The sequence below is a fragment of the Micromonospora sp. CA-248260 genome, from assembly GCF_050942205.1.
In the GTDB taxonomy this organism is placed as follows: domain Bacteria; phylum Actinomycetota; class Actinomycetes; order Mycobacteriales; family Micromonosporaceae; genus Micromonospora; species Micromonospora antibiotica.
This window is the reverse complement of record NZ_CP192021.1, coordinates 4,036,988-4,055,955: the sequence shown is the minus strand read 5'-3', so window position 1 is coordinate 4,055,955 and position 18,968 is coordinate 4,036,988. Positions and strand designations below refer to the sequence as shown.

Annotated in this window: 13 protein-coding genes; 10 read left to right on the top strand and 3 right to left on the bottom strand. The window is 72.5% G+C overall.

Going from position 1 to position 18,968, the window contains the following annotated elements; translation table 11 throughout:
* The first annotated feature begins 116 nt into the window (after positions 1-116).
* The 10 genes from ACQP2H_RS17885 to ACQP2H_RS17840 all read left to right on the top strand — a co-directional run bounded on the left by ACQP2H_RS17885 (position 117) and on the right by ACQP2H_RS17840 (position 15,126).
* The gene (locus tag ACQP2H_RS17885; RefSeq protein ID WP_433228124.1) at positions 117-2,120 is read left to right on the top strand and encodes a M6 family metalloprotease domain-containing protein; all 2,004 of its coding nucleotides are present in this window, start codon (positions 117-119) and stop codon (positions 2,118-2,120) included.
* Positions 2,121-2,196: 76 nt separating this feature from the next.
* The gene (locus ACQP2H_RS17880; RefSeq protein ID WP_219462752.1) at positions 2,197-2,667 is read left to right on the top strand and encodes a hypothetical protein; all 471 of its coding nucleotides are present in this window, start codon (positions 2,197-2,199) and stop codon (positions 2,665-2,667) included.
* The gene (locus ACQP2H_RS17875) at positions 2,664-3,242 is read left to right on the top strand and encodes a TlpA family protein disulfide reductase (RefSeq protein WP_433228122.1); all 579 of its coding nucleotides are present in this window, start codon (positions 2,664-2,666) and stop codon (positions 3,240-3,242) included. Before ACQP2H_RS17880 ends, ACQP2H_RS17875 begins: the two co-directional genes overlap by 4 nt.
* A 475-nt stretch (positions 3,243-3,717) precedes the next feature.
* Positions 3,718-4,830, top strand: coding sequence for a sugar phosphate isomerase/epimerase family protein (locus ACQP2H_RS17870; protein WP_307799121.1), 1,113 nt, complete (start codon positions 3,718-3,720; stop codon positions 4,828-4,830).
* Between the two features lie 443 nt (positions 4,831-5,273).
* Positions 5,274-8,492 carry a ThuA domain-containing protein gene (locus tag ACQP2H_RS17865; protein ID WP_363822886.1) on the top strand — a complete coding sequence of 1,073 codons (3,219 nt, stop codon included), beginning with the start codon at positions 5,274-5,276 and terminating at the stop codon, positions 8,490-8,492.
* Between the two features lie 245 nt (positions 8,493-8,737).
* Positions 8,738-10,024, top strand: coding sequence for a glycosyltransferase family 4 protein (locus ACQP2H_RS17860; RefSeq protein WP_433228119.1), 1,287 nt, complete (start codon positions 8,738-8,740; stop codon positions 10,022-10,024).
* Between the two features lie 64 nt (positions 10,025-10,088).
* Positions 10,089-11,588, top strand: coding sequence for an O-antigen ligase family protein (locus ACQP2H_RS17855; RefSeq protein WP_219462740.1), 1,500 nt, complete (start codon positions 10,089-10,091; stop codon positions 11,586-11,588).
* An 11-nt stretch (positions 11,589-11,599) separates the two neighbouring features.
* A complete protein-coding gene (locus ACQP2H_RS17850) occupies positions 11,600-12,676 on the top strand; it encodes a Wzz/FepE/Etk N-terminal domain-containing protein (protein WP_219462739.1) in 1,077 nt (358 codons plus the stop codon).
* A 6-nt stretch (positions 12,677-12,682) separates the two neighbouring features.
* On the top strand, positions 12,683-14,284 hold the full coding sequence (locus tag ACQP2H_RS17845; protein ID WP_363822895.1) for a flippase: 1,602 nt from the start codon (positions 12,683-12,685) through the stop codon (positions 14,282-14,284).
* Entirely contained in the window at positions 14,281-15,126 is an 846-nt protein-coding gene (locus ACQP2H_RS17840) for a sulfotransferase family protein (protein ID WP_219462735.1), read from the top strand. Before ACQP2H_RS17845 ends, ACQP2H_RS17840 begins: the two co-directional genes overlap by 4 nt.
* Before the next feature lie 230 nt (positions 15,127-15,356).
* Here the strand turns inward: ACQP2H_RS17840 and ACQP2H_RS17835 are convergent, their stop codons facing one another.
* The 3 genes from ACQP2H_RS17835 to ACQP2H_RS17825 are packed head-to-tail and all read right to left on the bottom strand — an operon-like array spanning position 15,357 to position 18,746.
* Entirely contained in the window at positions 15,357-16,931 is a 1,575-nt protein-coding gene (locus tag ACQP2H_RS17835; RefSeq protein ID WP_363822901.1) for a hypothetical protein, read from the bottom strand.
* On the bottom strand, positions 16,928-17,818 hold the full coding sequence (locus ACQP2H_RS17830) for a sulfotransferase family protein (RefSeq protein WP_357534365.1): 891 nt from the start codon (positions 17,816-17,818) through the stop codon (positions 16,928-16,930). Before ACQP2H_RS17830 ends, ACQP2H_RS17835 begins: the two co-directional genes overlap by 4 nt.
* Positions 17,811-18,746 (bottom strand): hypothetical protein, encoded by a 936-nt coding sequence (locus ACQP2H_RS17825; protein WP_357534367.1) that lies wholly within the window; start codon positions 18,744-18,746, stop codon positions 17,811-17,813. The genes ACQP2H_RS17830 and ACQP2H_RS17825 overlap by 8 nt, the downstream gene beginning before the upstream one ends.
* Positions 18,747-18,968: the final 222 nt, after the last annotated feature.

The following is an 18,968-nucleotide window of genomic DNA, read 5'->3' as shown; positions in this document are numbered from 1 at the left end:
GACAGGTGCCCCGGCAGCCACCCCCCGCCGACACCGGACCGGACGCCGTGTCCCTCCCGACGAGAGGTGAACCTGTGCACCGTGTTACCCGCAACAAACCCCGACTGAGGCGTTCCGTGCTGGCCGCGGTCCTGGCCGGCACGCTGGTGGTGACCGGCGCGGCGCAGGCCGCCGCGGCCCCGGCCAATCCGGCCGGCGGCACCGCGCCGTTCCAGGTCCTCGACCCGCAGGCCTGGCAGAACCCCGACACCATGACCTGGGACGACTACCAGGCGGTGCCGGGTAAGAACTGGGCCGACCCGAGCGTGCGGGGCGCGATCCGCAACTTCAAGATCGCCCTGGTCGCGCTCGACTATCCGGACCAGACGTTCGCGGTGTCCCAACGGGCCCGCTCGACGGTCTTCGGCAACCCCCAGTCGGTCGCGGCCAACATCCCCCGCGCCGACGTGCCGAAGTTCTACCAGGACTTCCTCAACACCCCGAACACCCTGAACAAGGGGCACACCCTGCACGAGTACTGGATGCAGGACTCCAACGGGCGCTACGGCGTGGACCTGGCCGGGTTCGGGCCGTACCAGCTGCCGGCGAAGTCCTACCAGTACGGGCTGGACAACAGCTTCAACCCCGGCGCCTGCCCGGGCGGGGAGGCCTGCAACAAGAACATCCGCACCGACGGGCTGGGTGCGTGGCGGGCGGCGGTCGGTGACGAGGTCGCCAACCAGTACGAGCTGGTCTTCATCCTCAGCGCCGGGCAGGACGAGTCGTCCACCTGGCAGGAGTTCGGGCAGATGATCTTCCAGAACAAGGAGGACGTGCCGGACTCCTGGGGCCCGCCGGACCCCAACCTGCCGAACTGGGCCAAGACCCGCTACGTCGAGTGGACGTCCTGGAAGGCGGCGGCGACCCTGTGGCCCAACGCCGGCTCCGGCTCGTCCACCCAGGGGGAGAGCTCCGGCATGGGGGTGTACGCCCACGAGCTGACCCACCTGCTCGGCATCGGCGACAACTACAACAACCCGTACGGCGAGCCGTTACGCCGGGCGTACACCGGCATCTGGAGCATGATGTCGCGGGGCTCGTTCAACGGCCCCGGTGGCCCGCACACCCGCTGGCAGATCCCGCCGACCAACGGTGGCTCGATGGGGTCGTTGCACACGGTGCGGGACAAGCTCAAGATCGGCCTGCTCGGTGAGGAGCACGTGCTGCGGCTCTCCCGGGAGGCGCTGGCCTCCTCGGGTCTGGTCACCGCCCAGGTGACCGCCCGCGCGGTCGATGCCGGCCCGAAGGGGCTGACCGGCGTGAACATCGCGCTGAACAAGGACCTCTCGCCCGCCTGCACGGTCGCCACGAACCCGCTGTGCGACGGCGGCAGCTTCAACAACTACACCGTCGAGGTCGTCGACCGGATGGGGGCCGACTCGTTCACCCCGGACCGGGGCGTGCTGCTGAGCAAGACCAAGAACGCCGACAGCGCGCCGTTCCAGTGGGTGGTGGACGCCAACCCGCAGGACATCGACATGATCGACTTCTACCGGCCGGACGGCACCCCGCAGAAGATCACCATGGGTGACTACCGGCAGCTCTCCGACGCGCTGTTCCACGCCGGGGCGGACACCGGCAGCCAGTACGAGTACGTCGACGAGGCCAACCGGCTGCACTTCTACGTCATCGACCTCAAGCGGGACGCCGCCGGCTCGCTGTCGTACACGGTGGCGGTGCGGTCGCTGGACGGCACCGGGGGGCCGAGCAGCCACGGCGTGACGCTGGGCAAGGGCGAGGTGACCAGCACCGGCAAGCCCACGAACCGGGGTGTGACCTGCTCGTTCGAGCTGACCAACACCGGCGCGTACTCCGCCGGTGGGCAGCAGCACCCGGAGGACGTGACCGCGTACCTCAAGTCGGACGTCTACCGGCTCTCGGCCGAGGTGGCCGGCAAGGGCTGGCGGACCTGGCTGCCCAACCCGCTGGCCACCGCCCAGTTCGGCAAGTCCACCACCGTCCGGGTGTCGGTGGGGGCCACCGCCGCCGCCGCGGACACCGGTTTCGTCAAGCTCACCGCGACCTCGGAGAGCGACCCGTCGAAGACCGTGACGAAGCAGTGCCGGGTGGAGAAGTCCTGACCGGGATCGATCGTCGCGTCGGGTCCGGGACGGCACACGCCGCCCCGGGCCCGACGCACGGGTGGGAGGAGACGACGTGCGGCTGTCCACGGGTGCCCGGCGCGGCACCGGCGCGCTGCTGACCCTGCTGTCGGCCGGGGCGACGCTGCTGGCCGGGGCGACCGGCTGTGCCGGCACCGACGGCGGACCGGAGGCGGTCACCCCGACCACCGTCCGGGTCCTGGTCCGTGACATCAACATCCGGGCCGAGGGTGTGGACTGCGCCGGCACCGGGCCGTACCTCTACTTCCACCACCGGGCGCCGTTCCGGGTGCTCGACCCCGACGGGGCGGCCCTGGTCACCGGGACCCTGCCGGCGGGCACGGCGGTGGCCGCGTTCGCCGAGGACCTCGAGGTGGAGCGGGTGCCGACCTACTGCGAGTTCGCGGTGCCGGTGCAGGTGCCGCAGCGGGCCGGGTACCGGCTGGAGGTGGCCGGCCGGCCCGCGCTGGAGCTGACCCCGGACAGCAGCGAGGGGCCGGCGCTGGTGGCGGTGGTGCCGGCATGAGGCGGCTGCTCGCGGCGCTGCTGGCGGCGCTGGTGCTGGCCGGCTGCTCCGCCGGGCCGGCCGGGGAGACCGCGCCGGTGCTCGCCGGGGGCGCGTCCACGTTGCCCGGTCCGGTCCCCGCCGACCTGGCGTTGCGCCCGCCCCCCGGCACCGCCCCGGCCGCCCCCGCGTTCACCGGTGCGCTCACCGACGGCACCCCGCTCACCGCCGCCGGGCTGTGGGCGGACCGGCCGGTGGTGTTCACCTTCTTCAGTTCCTGGTGCACCACCTGCGTCGCCCGGCAGGACGCGCTGAGCGAGCTGGCCCGCCGCCACCGGGACCGGGTGGTCTTCGTCGGGGTGGCCGGCGCGGACCAGGCCGACGAGTTGCAGGACTACCTGCGTACGCACCGGGTGGAGTACCCGGTCGTGGTCGACGAGCAGCAGACCGTCTGGCGGTCGTACGCGGTGCGGGAGCCACCGGCCGTCGTGCTGGTCGCCAAGGGCGGTGCGTTGCTGCGGGGCTGGCCGGGCGGGTTGGACGCGGCGGCGCTGGAGCAGCGGTTGGAGGAGCTGGTGCTGGCCGGTTCCGGATAGCGGGCCGGGTCACCCGCTCGGGGGAGCGGCACGCCGGCCGGTGCCGCAGCGGTCCACGGCGACGCGTCGGGCACGGTGTCGAGGCGCGTCGGGCACGGTGTCGATTCGATGGTGGGGTCGACACCGTGCCCCGCGCCGTGTCCGCCTGCCCGCCTCCCGGGGCGCCGTCGCTGTTCGCGCTGGTGGGGGTCGGGGAATCGACCGGGGAGCCGGGTCTGGGCGGCCGTTCGGGCAGGGTCTCCGACCGTCGAGAACTTTTGTTTAGACGTGCAAAAGTTTCTCCGTTCGAGGTCTATCTTTAGCCGTCAGCCACCGTTAGTGTCCGGTTCACGGACGTAACACGGCTGACATCCCCCCTTGATCGACCAGTCATCCACCGGGCCACGCGTATTCGGCGGCGCAGGTCCTTACCGACCCTCCCAGCAGGACTCGCACGTCTCCGTGGCCGCAGGGCCACCCTCGAAAGGTGGAAATTGTGAACGAGGAACAACGCCGTTTGGCCGCCGACCCGCAGTACCGTGCCCAGGTCACCCGTCGTCGGCTGCTCGCCGCGTCGGCCGGCGCCGCCGCCGTCCTCGGCGCGGCCGGACTGCCGGTGCTCCAGACCAAGGGCCCGGCCCGCGCGGACGGCAAGTGGCGGGTCGACCCGCTCATCCCGACGCAGAACCGCGGCATCATCCTCTACAGCGTCCGGGACCGGATCTCCGCCGCCCCCGACGACAGCGGCGTGCCCTACGGCTTCGAGCGGGTGCTCGCCAGCCTGGCCGAGATGGGCTACAAGGAGATCGAGTTCGCCGGCTACAACCAGCACACCTCGATCCTGGGCCGGCAGATCACCCCGACCGAGATCCGCAAGATCCTGGACGACAACGGCCTCGTCGCCAACGGCACCCACACGTCGATCAACGCGGCCACCTTCCAGCAGCAGCTCGACATCGCCGAGGAACTCGGCATGAAGAACATCGGCACCGGCAGCGACCCGACCAACAGCGCCTACCAGGCCGACTGGGACGCCGCCGCCGACCTGTGGAACGAGCTGGGCCGGCAGGCCAAGGAACGCAAGATGCGTCTCTACACCCACAACCACGACGTGGCCTACTCGTTCCTGCTCGACAGCGGCCCGCTGGACGCCAACGGCAAGCCGACCCGCTCCTCCGGCGTGCGCCGGCTGGAGTACTTCTTCGCCAAGACCGACCCGAAGTACGTCTACTTCGAGTGCGACATCTACTGGGCGTACGTGGCCCGGTTCAAGCACACCAAGTACACCAACTCCGCCGGCCAGCAGAAGACCTCGCTGTTCGACCCGATCCTCAACGTGGCCCGGCGTACCAAGCGGTTCCCGCTGTTCCACGCCAAGGACGGCAACCGCAACAGCACGCTGGCCAACGGCTACGAGATGATCCCGCTCGGTGAGGGCGACATCAACTTCCAGCAGTTCTTCGAGACCATCGGCGAGTCCGAGTTCCACCACGCCAACTGGGAGATGGACACCGCCCCCGGCGGTGCCGCCAACCCGGGCCAGTCGCTGGACTTCGCCCGGCTCAGCTACGCCAACATGGCCGACCTGACCATCTACCGCAACGACTGACCGCCCCCGACGGCCGGTTACCGGCCGCAGCTGGGCACCGACCGGCGGTTCGCACCACCGTCGGCGGCTCCCGGGTGGCGGTCGCGTCCCCTGACGCGACCGCCACCGCCCGGACGCCGTCGCTTTCCGACCGCCACGCCCCGACCCCGCCCCGGCAGACCCGGGCAGGATGTCGGCACGGTCCCCGGGCGGTACGCCCCCGCAGGCCCCGCCCGCCACCACGTCACCTCTTCCGACCCGTACCCCGGGCCGCGATGCCCCGTGCCCGCAGCACGGGCCGCGCCCCCGGACCGTGCGGCAGCTCACCGGTCGGCGAACCACCCCGGGGCAGGGACGGCGTCGTCCCGCCCCACCGGAGAGCCAGGCGCAGCACCACGACACCCCGGGTGGCCCCGGCACCCGCCCGGAGCAGGTAGCACATCGTCCCCCACCGGAGGAACCAGATGGCAAGATCGGTACACCGATGGCTCGCCGCGATCGCAGGGGTCGGGATCGTCGTCCCGCTCGCCGCGACCGCCCCGGCGTTGGCCCAGCCGGCCCAGGACCAGACAAGCGTCCTGGTGTTCACCAAGACCGACGGTGAGCGTCACCCGTCGATCGACAAGGGCGTCAACGCGATCCGCACCCTGGGCAACGGCAACGGCTTCACCGTCGACGTCACCCAGAACGCGACCGCCTTCTCCGACGACAACCTGGCCAGCTACGGCGCGGTCGTCTTCCTCAACACCACGGGCGACGTGCTCAACGGCGGCCAGGAGGCGGCCTTCGAGCGCTACATCCGCAACGGTGGTGGCTACCTCGGCGTGCATGCCGCGGTCGAGGCCGAACCATCGTGGACGTTCTACCGCGACATCGTCGGCACCACCGTGGCCGGTACGGCGTCGAGCGGGTCGGCGACCATCGACGTGGCCGACCGGGCGCACCCGGCGAGCAAGCCGCTCGCCCGGCAGCTCACCCTCAACGACCAGTGGTACAACTTCACCACCAACGTCCGGGGCACCGCGCACGTGTTGGCCACGGTGGACGAGAAGTCCTTCACCGGCGGCACCATGGGCTTCGACCACCCGATCTCCTGGTGCAAGGACTTCCAGGGCGGCCGGTCGTTCTACACCGGACTCGGCGACTCCGCCGACACGTACGCCAACGGGGCGTTCCGCAAGCACCTGCTCGGCGCGATCCAGTGGTCGGCCGGCATGGTCCAGGGCGACTGCGGTGCGACGGTCAAGGCCAACTACGAGAAGGTCATCCTCAACGACGAGCCGGGCGAGCCGATGACCCTGTCGGTGCTGCCCGACGGCCGGGTGCTGCACAACACCCGGGCCGGCGAGATCCGGCTCTACGACCCGAAGACCGGCGCGAGCCCGGTCATCACCACCCTCCCGGTGTACCAGCACGACGAGGACGGCCTCCAGTCGGTCACCGTCGGCCCGGACTTCGCCACCGACAAGTGGGTCTACGTCTACTACGCGCCGAAGCTCGACACCCCCATCACCGACGCGCCGGTGACCAGCACCGACCCGAGCGCGTGGGACGCCTACAAGGGACACAACCAGCTCTCCCGGTTCAAGTGGGTGGAGGAGCCGACCCCGCACCTGGACCTGGCCAGCGAGCAGAAGATCATGAAGGTCGACACCGACCGGGGCGTCTGCTGCCACGTCGCCGGTGAGATCAAGTTCGACGGCAAGGGGCTGCTCTACCTGGTCACCGGCGACGACACCAACGCCGGCGGCTCGGACGGCTTCACCCCGATCAACGAGTCGCCTACCCAGGGGCCGGGCTACGACGCGCAGCGTTCCGCCGGCAACACCAACGACCTGCGGGGCAAGGTGCTGCGGATCAAGGTGAAGGCGGACGGGTCGTACAGCGTCCCGGCCGGCAACCTCTTCCCCGAGGCCGAGGACCGCGACGACAAGACCCGCCCGGAGATCTTCCTGATGGGCCTGCGCAACCCGTTCCGCTTCGACGTGGACTCGCGGGGCTTCGTCTACATCGGTGACTACTCGCCGGACTCGCAGGTGCCGAACGCGGCCCGGGGGCCGGAGGGCACCGGGCGGTGGATCGCCGCCAACAAGGCAGGCAACTACGGCTGGCCGTACTGCTACTCGCCGACCCTGCCGTACATCGACTACGACTTCGTCACCAAGCAGTCCAAGGGTGCGTTCAACTGCGCCGCACCGGTGAACGACTCGCCGCGCAACACCGGCCGTCGGGTCCTCCCGCCGGTGCAGGACCCGCAGCTCAACTACACCTTCCGGGCCACCACCACCTGCGCCGAGGCGTACCTGAGCACCCCGCCCGGCACCTGTGAGTTCCAGTGGCCGGTGCTCGGCACCGGGGGCGTCGGCCCGATGGGCGGCCCGGTCTACAAGTACGACGCGGCGCTGGCCTCCGAGACCAAGTTCCCGGAGTACTACAACGACGCGGTGGTCTTCGGGGAGTTCACCCGGGACAAGATCTACATGATGCGCACCAACGGCAGCGGCAAGCTGGTCGGGGTGGAGCAGTTCCTGCCGGGCTTCGTCTTCGACAACCCGATGGACATGGAGTTCGGCCCGGACGGCAACCTCTACCTGCTGGAGTACGGCGACGGCTTCTTCCGGGCCAACCCGGACGCCGCGCTGTCGGTGATCCGCTACGCCAAGGGCACCCGGGCGCCGGTGGCCGAACTGAAGGCCAGCCCCACCTCGGGTGCGGCACCGCTGACCGTGCAGTTCTCCGCCGAGGGCTCCTACGACGCGGACCCGGGCGAGACCATCACCTACGCCTGGGACTTCGACGGCAACGGCAGCACCGACTCGACCCAGCGGGACGCGTCGCACACCTACACCACCGTCGGGGTGTTCACCGCCAAGCTGACGGTCACCGACACCAGCGGCAAGACGGCGGTGCTCACCCGCGAGATCACCGTGGGCAACACCGCGCCCACCGTGAAGGTCACCTCGCCGCTGTCCGGCACGTTCTTCAACTGGGGTGACACCGTGCCGTGGACGGTCACCGTGACCGACCCCGAGGACGGCCCGATCGACTGCAGCCGGGTCACGGTCTCGTTCGTGCTCGGCCACGACACCCACGGCCACGGCATGAGCGACGCCAACGGCTGCTCCGGCTCGTTCGAGACCCCGGCCGACGGCGCCGACCACGCCGGTGGCTACCTGTACGGCGCGATCAGCGCCACCTACACCGACAAGGGCGCCAACGGCCAGCCGGCGCTGTCCTCGCTCGACCAGATCGTCCTGCAGACCTTCCGGCAGCAGGCCGAGTTCGCCCAGGTCCAGCAGGGCGTCACCCTGGCCAACACCACCGACGCCGGTGGCGGCCAGCACGTGGCCGGCATCGACAGCGGTGACCACATCGCGCTCGACCCGATCAACCTGGGCGGGATCGACAAGATCACCTTCCGGTACGCCGGTGGCTCCACGGCCACCGTCGGAACCCCGCGCGGCATCGTCGAGCTGCGGCTCGACTCGCCGACCGGTGCGCTGGTGACCAGCGCGACGCTCAACGCGACCACCGGCACCAGCGCCTGGGCCAGCCAGACCTTCCCGGTCAGCCAGGCCGCCGGCACCCACGCGCTCTACCTGGTCTTCAAGCCCGTCTCCGGCGGACCCACGACCAGCCTGTTCAACCTCAACTGGGTGGAGTTCGGCGGCCCGACCTCCTGACGTCACCCTCCGGTCGCCGGGAGGACGGAGACTCCGTCCTCCCGGCGTCGTATCGGCACCGGGCGGTCACCGGCGGTCGACCGGCCGGACACCGGTGGTGTCCGACCTGGCCGGACACCACCGGTGTCCGGCCAGGTCTGACTGACCGGCCAGTGGCCGGCCGATCGTCGATGATCTAGCGTCCCGTGCGCCGGGGACAGCGCCACCAACCCGGTGAGGAGCAGAAACGAGGGGGGACAGTGCCGTTGCGTGACGAAGCCGCCGATCGGGGAGAGCAACTCCGCCCCGACCGTTCGGGGCCGACCGTGACCTGCCCGCCGGGCTGGCGTCCGCTGCGGGTGGCGATGATCGGCCAGAAGGGCGTGCCGGCCACCTACGGGGGGATCGAACGGCACGTGGAGGAGATGGCCAGCCGGCTGGCCGGGCTCGGCCACGAGATCACCGTCTACTGCCGGGACAGCTACGGCGCGGTGGAGACGACCCGGCACCGGGGCATCCGGTTGCGGCGGGCCCGCACCGTGCCCAGCAAGCACCTCGACGCCATCGTGCACTCGGCCACCTCGACCCTGGCGGCGCTGACCGAGCGCCCCGACATCGTGCACTACCACGGTCTCGGCCCGGTGCTGACCGCGCCGCTGGCCCGCTACGCCTCCCGGGCCCGGGTGGTGCTCACCGTGCACGGGCTGGACAACCAGCGCGACAAGTGGGGCCGGGCGGCGCGGGCGGTGCTCGGCACCGCGTACCGGCTCAGCGGACACCTGCCGGACGCCCGGGTGACCGTGTCGCAGGGGCTGGCGGCGCACTACACCAGCAGGTTCGGCCGGCCGGCCCGCTACATCCCCAACGGGGTGGCCACCCCCACCCACCGGCCGCCCCGGGAGCTGTCCCGGTTCGGCCTGCGCCCCGGTGGCTACCTGCTGCTGGTCGGTCGGCTCGTCCCGGAGAAGGCCGCCGACCTGCTCGTCCGGGCGTTCCGGCGGCTGCCGACCGACCTGCGGCTGGCCATCGTCGGCGGTTCGTCCTTCACCGACGAGTACGTCGCCGGGCTGCGGCAGGCCGCCGGTGACGACCCGCGCATCGTGTTCACCGACTTCGTCTACGGCGACGTGCTCGCCGAGCTGTACTCGCACGCGGCGGCCTTCGTGCAGCCGTCCCGCCTGGAGGGGCTGCCGCTGACCCTGCTGGAGGCAGCCTCGTACGGGTTGCCGGTGGTGGCCAGCGACATCGAACCCCACCGTGAGGTGTTGGCCCACGACGGCCCCGGGCACCGGCTGTTCCGTGACGGCGACGCCGACGACCTGCTGCGGGCGTTGGCCACGGTGACCGCCGACGTACCGGCCGAACGGGCCGGTGCCGCGCTGCTGCGTGACCGGGTCCTGGCCGAGTACAGCTGGGACGCGGCAGCCCGCGAGCTGGAAAAACTCTACTTCTCGCTGACCCTGCGCGCCCCCCGTCCCGAGGAACCGGACGTTGGGTCGCCCACGGCCGACGTAACGGCCCATGTCCCCCGATCGCGTCGCCCGTTAGATTAGGCCGTTCTCCCGGCCGTCGGCGGCGACCGGCAACAGTTCCCTGGAAACGAGTGGTCGGCGAGCGGTGGACGGACAGCGACACGGCACGGAGGGCGACCTCGGCCTGCCCGGGGGGCGACCCCGCCGGTGGTCCGCCGGTGACCGGACCACCCGCCTGCTGACCGGCGGCGCGGCGCTGCTCTGCGCCGTGGTGGCGGTCGGCGCCGGGCTGGCCGCGACCGGGGGCGGCCGGATCGCCGCCGTGCTGCCCCTGGTGATCCTCGCCGGGCTGGCCGTCGGCGCGCTCGCGCTGACCCGCTTCTCGGCGTACGTGCTGCTGATGCTGGCGGTCCGGTCCTGCGTCGACCTGTTCAAGCTCAGCGGCCCGACGGCCGGCCGGGCCGACGGTGCCGGGGCGACCCGCACGATGGACCCCTCGACGATCCTCGCGGTGCTGTTCCTGCTCGCCGCCGGCCTCTGGCTCGCCGCCCAACTGCGGCAGCACGGCCGGCTGCGCGGCTCCCCGCTCGGCGTGGCGATGCTGCTGGTCGGGGCAACCTGCCTGGTCAGCGCCGTCGGTGCCGCCCAGCCGGTGCCCAGCGCCCTGGAGGCGCTGCGGATCGGCACCGTGGTGGTGATGTTCGTCGTCCTGGAACAGCTCATGCCGGACCTGCCGGCGGTCCGCCGGGTGCTGCTCGCCGCCTACGTCTCGCTGGCGCTGGCGGTCGGCTACACCGTCGTGCTGTCCCTGCTCGGCCACCCACCGGCAGAGGTCAAGGGAGACTTCACCCGGATCAGCGGCCCGTTCAGCCAGTCCACCACGTTCGGCCGCTACCTCATGTTCATGGTGATCTTCGGGTTCGGCATCCACCGCTACCTGAGCCGCCGACTGCGCCTCGGCCTCGGCGTGCTGCTCGCCGCGTCGCTGCTGTTCCTGCTGCTCACCAACACCCGTAGCGCCATCCTGGGTGCGGGGCTGGGCCTGCTGGTGGTCGCGGTGCTGCACCGCAGCCGGCGGATGCTGGTGGCGCTCTGCCTGGTCACGGTGGCCGGGGTGGCCCTGCTGCCGAGCGTGGCGCACCGCTTCGGGCAACTCGCCGACAGCAGCGCCGTGGGCGGCGGCCCGACCGGCAACACCCTCGCCTGGCGGGTCGGCTACTGGTCGGAGATCGTGTCGCTGGCCAACCGCAACCCGGTCACCGGGATCGGCCCCAACATGACGAAGTTCGAGGCCGACGAGGCGAAGAAGCCGCACAACGACTTCCTGCGCGCGTACGTGGAGACCGGGCTGGCCGGGCTGCTGGCGTACCTGGCGATGATGGCGCTGTGCCTGCACACCGGGCTCAACGCGCTGCGCCGGGCCCCACCGGGCACGCTCGGCCGGGGCATCGCGATCGGCTTCCTGGGCTGCGCGGTCGCCTTCGTCGCGGTCAGCGCCGCGTCCAACGTGATCTCGAACGTGGTCACCCTGTGGTATTTCGCGGCGTTCGCCGCGGCAGCCGGCGCGGTCGCCCGCGGGCTACCGGACGACCTGTCCCGGCCGGCGACGCCCCGACCGGTGACGACCGGCCGGACCAACCGATGAAGGATCAAGCAGTGGGGAGCACCAGGGTGGAGATCGTCGACTATCTGCGGGTCGCGCGGCGTCGACTCTGGCTGCTGGTGGGCATTCCGCTGGTCGCCGGGGCGGCAGCCGCGTCGATCGTCCTGCTCGGCCCGCAGCAGTACGCCGCCACCTCCTACGTCGCCGCGCCCGCCCTGGTCGGCGGTAGCGCCGCCCAGCAGTACACCGGCACCCAGGCCGCCAACCAGTTCGCGGCGGCCTTCGCCGCGGCGGTCACCTCCCCGCAGGTGGTCGACCAGGTGGCCGCCGACACCGGGGTCCCCGCCGACGCGCTGCGCGACGGCCTGGCGGTCAAGCAGGTCGGCGCGAGCAGCCAGCTCACCGTGACCTACACCGCCGACGACCGGTCCACGGTCGCCCCGGTGCTCACCGCCACCGGCAAGCGCGCGCTGGCGTTCCTGTTCACCAGCCAGGTCAACATCGCCACCGACGAGGTGAAGGCGGCCACCGACGAGCTGACCGGCGCCACCCGGGCGATCAACGACTGGGAGAAGACCAACAAGGTCAGCCAGCCGGACAAGCTCTACCAGTCGACGCTGCAGGAGATCGCCAGCCTGCGGCAGCAGCAGTTGCAGATGCAGGCGGTCGGCAACAGCCGGGGCGCCGACGCCGCCGCCGACTCGATCAGCGCCGGGCAGAAGCGGCTCGACGAACTCGGCCCCAAGCTGCCCGACTACCAGGCGTTGATCGCCCAGCGGGACAGCGCCACCAGTGCGCTGGCCTCGGCCCGGCAGGGCCTGCAACAGGCCCGCGCCCAGTCCCAGGCGGCCGACCCCGACAAGGTGACCAGCGTCGGCGAGGCGCAGCCGGTGTCCCGGATGAAGGCGCTGGTCGCGCTGGTGCTCCCGGTGTCCGGTGCCGGCCTGCTGCTGGCCGTGCTGCTGGTGGCGGTGCTGGAGTGGCTGGCGCGCAGCCGTCGGGCCGGACAGCCGGCGGCCGTCGGCCGGGCCACCCCGGCCCCGACCGGTGGGCGGCGCAGCAGTGACGACACGGTGGTGCTGCCGGCGGTGACGGCGACCGTGCCCGAGCAGCACTCCCGCCGCCGGTAGGCCGGGGTGACCGAAGCGTCCACCCGGGGCGACCAGCACGTGCGGGGGATGGCCCGGGGCGGCGGTCTCAACCTGCTCGGTGCCCTGCTCAGCCAGGCGGCGGTCTTCCTGGTCATGCTGCTGCTGGCCCGGGTGCTGGGCATCCGGGAGGTCGGCCGGTACGCCCAGTGCTACGCGGTGCTGTCGCTGGCCGGGCTGCTGTCGCTGTCCGGGTTCCGGGCCGGGCTGACCCGGTTCGTGGCGGTGCACCTGGCCGACGACGACGCCCCGGCACTGCGCGGCACCGTCCGGTTGGGGCTGGCCGTCTCCGCCGGCTCGTCGGTCGTCCTCGCCGGGGCCCTGGCCTGGGGGGCACCGTGGCTCGCCGACCGGCTCCACGACCCGGGACTGGTCACCGGCCTACGACTGGTCGCGCTGACCCTGCCCGCGTCGACGATCTGTGAGGCGGCGCTGGCGGCGACCCGGGGCTGGCGCACCCAGCGGCCGTACACCTTCATCGGCCAGCTCTACGAGCCGGGCACCCGGCTGCTGCTCACCGTGCTCGCCCTGGTCACCGGGGCCGGGTTGACCGGGGCGTTCTGGGCGCTGGTGGTGGCCGGCTGGTCGGCCGCCCTGCTCGCCCTGCTGTCGCTGGCCCGGCTGGTGCGCCGGGTGCCGCCGGCCCGCCCGGTGCACCGGCCGGGGGAGCTGTTCCGCTTCTCCACGGTCAGTTGGGTGTCGTCGCTGTCGTCGACCGGGCTGATCTGGGTCGACACCCTGCTGCTCGGCTTCTTCGCCAACCCGGAGATCGGCGTCTACAACGTCGCGACCCGGCTGGTCACCGTGGCCATCTTCGTCCTCGCGCCGGTCAACGCGGCGTTCGGCCCGTACCTCGCGCACCTCTACCACCGGGGGGACCTCGACGACGTCCGCCGGGTCTACGCGGTGGCCACCGGCTGGGTGGTCCGGTTGTCGCTGCCGGCGTTCGTGGCACTGCTGGTCCTCCCCGGTGACCTGCTGCGCGTCTTCGGCGGCGAGGTCGCCACCGGCGCGGCGGTGACCGTGATCCTCGCCCTCGGCCAGCTCGTCAACGCGGCCACCGGGCCGTGCGGCACGGTGTTGAACATGTCCGGCCGGGTGGCGCTCAACATGGCCGACAACCTGGTCGCCCTGGTGCTCAACGTGCTGCTCAACCTGTGGCTCATCCCCGCGTACGGGATCGTCGGCGCGGCGGCGGCGTGGAGCGCCTCGCTGATCGTGGTCAACATCGCCCGGGTGGTGCAGGTCCGCCACCTGACCGGCGCGTTGCCGTTCACCGTCGGGATGGCCAAGGGGCTCGCTGCCGGGGTGGTCGCGCTGGCCGCCGGGCTGCTGGTGCGCTGGCTGGTGCCGGGCTGGCCGTGGCGGCCGTTCGTCGGCCTGACCACGATCGTCGCCGTCTACCTGGGGACCGTGCTGGCGCTGGGGCTCAGCCGGGAGGATCTGATGGTGCTGCGCACCCTGGCCCGCCGCCGTCGCGGCGACCCGCCCGACACCGCCGCCGGGGACGTCCCGTCCGACGACGGTCCGCCCCCCTCCGGGGTGGGCGAGGGTGGCCGGGACACCTCCGACCGGGCGGTGTCGCGGTGAGCGCGGGGCCGCGCCGGGTCGCCGTGGACCGGCTCCGTCGGGTGGTACGCGGCACCCGCGCCTGGGCGCGGGCGGCGCGGCCCGGCCGGGTCGGCGTACTGCCCGACTTCCTGATCATCGGCGGGCAGCGGTGCGGCACCACCTCGCTGCACCACTACCTCGCCGCGCATCCCGACGTGCGGGCCGCCACCGGCAAGGAACTCCAGTTCTTCAGCCTGCACTTCGGGCGGGGGACCCGCTGGTACCGGGCGCACTTCCCGCCGGCCGCCCCGGGCCGGCGCAGCTTCGAGGCCAGCCCCTACTACCTGTTCCACCCCAGCGTGCCGGCCCGGGTGGCGGCGACGCTGCCCGAGGCCCGGTTCGTGGCGCTGCTGCGCGACCCGGTCGAGCGGGCCTACTCGCACTACCTGCACACCCGCTCGTACGGGCTGGAGCCGTTGGGCTTCGCCGAGGCGCTCGCCGCCGAGTCGGGGCGGCTGGCCGGGGCGCTGGCCGACGGGCCGGACACCCCGGCGGCCCACCACGCGCTGCGCAACTTCTCCTACGCCGCCCGGGGCCGCTACGCCGAACAGCTCGACCGCTGGTACGCCCACCTGCCCGCCGACCGGCTGCACGTGATCCGCAGCGAGGACCTGTACGCCGACCCGGCGGCCACCTATGCGGGCGTGCTGCGGTTCCTCGGGCTGGCCCCGTTCACCCCGGCGGAGTTCGCCCGGCACACCCGCCGGGCGGACACCGGCCCGTCGCAGCTCACCCCGGCGTTACGGGCCGAGCTGGCCGCCGGGTTCGCCCCGCACAACGCCCGCCTCGCCGAGCTGCTCGGCTGGCCCCGTACCTGGTGAGCGAGCGGGCCACGCCCCGTCGCCGGGCTGAACGCCGCTGCGCCAACGTGCGGGACCATGAACAGCTGGCGATTATGTAGACGACACGCCGAGGACAGTGCGCAAAATCGCAATGTGATCATGGGAGCCCGCCGGGCTCACCCGCGCCCGCCGCACACCGCCCGCCCCCGAGAGCACCGGCCCGGGGCCCCACCGCACCTACCATCGGACCGCGTGCGGTGGGGAGCCGGTCAGCGGATCGGGGCGAGGACGCTGGCCGGGTCACCCTGCGCCCGCACCAGCACCGGGCTCGGGCCGATCGGCAGCGCACCGGTGCGGGCGGTCGGGTCGGCACCGACCGGCCCCCCGGTCACCCCGCCCGTGGCCGGCAACGACACAGTGCCGGTGGAGGTCGACCAGACCACCAGGGTGCTCTCCGCACCCCGCCGGAACGCCACCCCGGTCAGGCCCTTGCCGTTCACCGGCTCGACGGTCGCGTCCCGGGCCGCCGCCGCCAGGGCGGCCATCATCGCGCCGGCCTGCCGTTGGGTGCCGTCCGGGTCGAGCAGCCCGTAGCGGACCTCCGCACCGGCCCGGTTGTTCGGGTTGTACGCCAGCGGCAACCAGAGCACCTCGTGGATGCCCCCGGCGACCAGCATGCTGACCACCTTGACCATCTCGTCACCCCGGGCCGCGGCGTCGTCGCCGCCGTCCTTCCAGAACTGCCCGACCTCCCACGCCTGCACCGGCACCCCGGACGGCGTCTCGGCCCGCAGGTAGTCCAGCAGCGCCGGCACCCCGGAGAAGTGCTCGTAGAAGTGCAGTTGCCGGACGTCGACCACCCGGTCGTCGAGCAGTTTCTCGGTGACCGCGAGGTAGGCCAGGTTGCGGGAGTTCTGCGCGTTGTCCAACGCCGTGCGCAACGCCGTCGGGTCGTTCACCGCCGGGATCAGCCGCCCCCGGGTGCCGATCCGCCGCTGGAAGTACGCCTGGTACGCGGCGACGGCCTGGTCGGGTTGCCCGGCGCGCAGCAAACGGTCGGCGACCCCCATCCCGTACGCGACGCTGCTCATGCCCGAGTCGACCACCTTGGCCTTCGGGTCGGCCGACCGGATCGCCTCGGCGGCGGCGGTGACCAGCCGGCGGTAGTCCTCCGGGCTGCCCGCCCAGTACTGCTGCGCATTGACCTCGTTCTCGATGGCGTACTCGCCGACGCCGTACGGCGCGTACCGCTGCACCAGTGTGCGGACGAAGTTCTGGTAGGCGGCCAGGTCCGTCGGCATCGCCGACTCGGTCTTGTTGGCCTGGCCCCGGGTGAACTTCGCCGTCCCGCCGGTCGCCCAGCACACCCCGGTGCGGATCTTCAGGTGCAGGGTGATGCCGAGCTTGCGGCTGCGTTCGGCGATCTGGTCCACCGCCGCGAAGTCCGGGCTGCCCTGGGTCTTCTCGATGTCACACCAGCTCAACTCGTGGTACGTCGTCGAGCCGGTGAGCTTCTCCAGGTAGGGCACGAACTGGTCGTGCCGGGAGAAGTCCCAGTGCGCACCGAACGGGTTGCGGACCGGCGCACCGGCCGGCAGCGGCGTACCGCTGGCACCGGCCGACGGCCCGGTCGCCGACGGGGCGGGCCGGGGAGCAGGAGCGGGATCGTCCGAACAGGCAGCCCCGGCGACCAGGGCGAACAGCAGCGCACCGGCGATCAGCGTCCGCCGCCCGGCCCGGCGGGCCACCGCCGCCCCGGCCCGACGGTGTGCCGACGACCCGGCCCGGCCGGTCGCCGGTGGTCCGGCCGCCCGCCGCCCCGGCGACCCGTCCCGGCGGTTCACCGGTAGCCCAGTTCGCGCAGGGTGGCACCGGAGAAGACCCGGACCAGCACCCGCAGGAAGGGGTCCAGCTCCCGGCGGTAGGTGCCGACCCGGGAGCCGTAGATCGGGGCGTCGGTGCCGGCGGCGGCCCGCCGTCGCTCCGCCTCGGCGGTGTACTTGCCCGCCACGTCGTGCTGCTTGCCGTCGTAGTCGAGCACGCCAGCCTCCCAGGGTTCGCCGAGGAACTCGAACAGGCCACGCATGGCCTTCTCCGGGTCGGTGACCGTCTCCTCGTAGCGCAGTTCGTGGTAGCGGTCGGCCGGCAGCCGGGCCCCGGCGGCGCGGGCGATCCGGATGTAGCGCGGCCACTTCACCACGCACTTGACCGCCGACCAGTAGCCGAACCGTTTGCGGTGCGACACCACCACGTCCCGGCCGTCCCGCACGACGTGCACGAACTGCGCGTCGGGGAAGACCTCGGCCAGGAAGTCGATGGAGAGCGCGTACAGCGGGGTCTTGTCGGCCCAGCGGGTCTTGCCCCGGGAGCGGGCGTAGTCGGCCTGGATGCCGCCGAAGAAGTCGGCGATGCGGCCCAGCCAGTAATCGCGGGGGAATCCGAAGCGGGACAACCGCTCCCAGTCCCGCCCGACGATGCGTTGCATGTCGGCCAGGAACCGGGTCTCCGGGCCGCAGCTGACCCGGGAGTGCGAGTCGAGCACCAGCCGCAGCATCGTGGTGCCGGACCGCTGGCACCCGACCAGGAAGATCGGCCCCTGCGGCCGACCCGCCCCAGCTGCCGCGTCCGGCGCGGGCCGGGCCTGCGGGTCCGGTGCGGGGTCGGCCGTCCGTGCGGGCCGGGCCTGCGGGTCCGGTGCGGTGTGCGGGGCCGGGTCGGTGGGGTCAGCCATGCTCCACCGCCTCGGGTCGGCCGGCCGACGCGTCCAACCGGCCGGTCAGCTCGGTGCACAGCGCCCGTACCCGGGGGTCGATGTCCAGCCGGGGCCGCGCCGGGCTGCGGACGCCGACGTGCGCGTGCAACACCGGGTCGTACGGCAGGTCGAGGAAGGCGCACAACCGCCGGGTGTACCCGGCCGGGTCGGCGACCAGCGCGTCGTACGAGCAGAGCAGGGTGTCCGGGCGGTCGGCCAGGCCCAGGGAGAAGTACAGCGAGTTGCGGACGTACCAGAACAGGGCGGCGGCGGTGTGCGGGGTCATCCGGTCGTGGTCGAAGCCGGCGACCAGCTCCCGCGTCGACGGGTCCAGGCGTTGCCCCTGCCAGCGGTCCCCGATGGTGCCTTCGGCGATCGCCCGCAGCGCCCGCAGGTTGGCGTCGCCGAACTTCGCCACCTCGGAGCGGGCCCGGTCGTCGACGTCCCGGTACGCCCACAGCGCCCGCCCCGGCGCAACCCCGGACAGGTCGAGCAGCTCGTCCACCCGGTGCGTGTCGCACAGCGGCTTGACCAGCACGTACCGGTGCCGGCTGCGCCGGATGACGGCGGTCAGCACCGGGTCGGGGCGCAGCCGGAAACGGTGGAACACCACCCGGTCGTTCTCGTTGCGGACCTCCACCGACGGGTCGGCGTCCAATCCCCGGGTCAGCATGTTGGTGCCGGAGCGTTGCAGGCCCACCAGGTAGACCGGGACGGCCCGGCCGGGCGGCCCGGGATGGGTCCGTCGCCAGCGCCACTTGGCCAGGGCGGTGCGGGCCCGGTCGACCGGGTCGAGCCGGTCCTCCTCGACCAGTCGCCGGATGCCCTCGGTACGCGCCCAGCGCAGGTGCCGGCGGACCCGACGGGCGGTGTACGCCAGCGCCGAAGGTTCGTCGGGGTGGGGCACCGGGTCCTCCTCGGGCACGTCGGGCGGGGTGGGGCACACGGTACCGGCAGATCATCGCGGCTGACCACGTGGCCGTGTGGTCAGCCGGCGATGGGCCGTGTGGCTACTTGGGGATCATGAGCTGGACTCACGACACCGGTGTTGCATACGGTGGGGCCCCTGGTCACCGCTGCTGTCCGGGGCGACCACCCCACCTCCCGACCCCCGACGGACCCCAGCAGC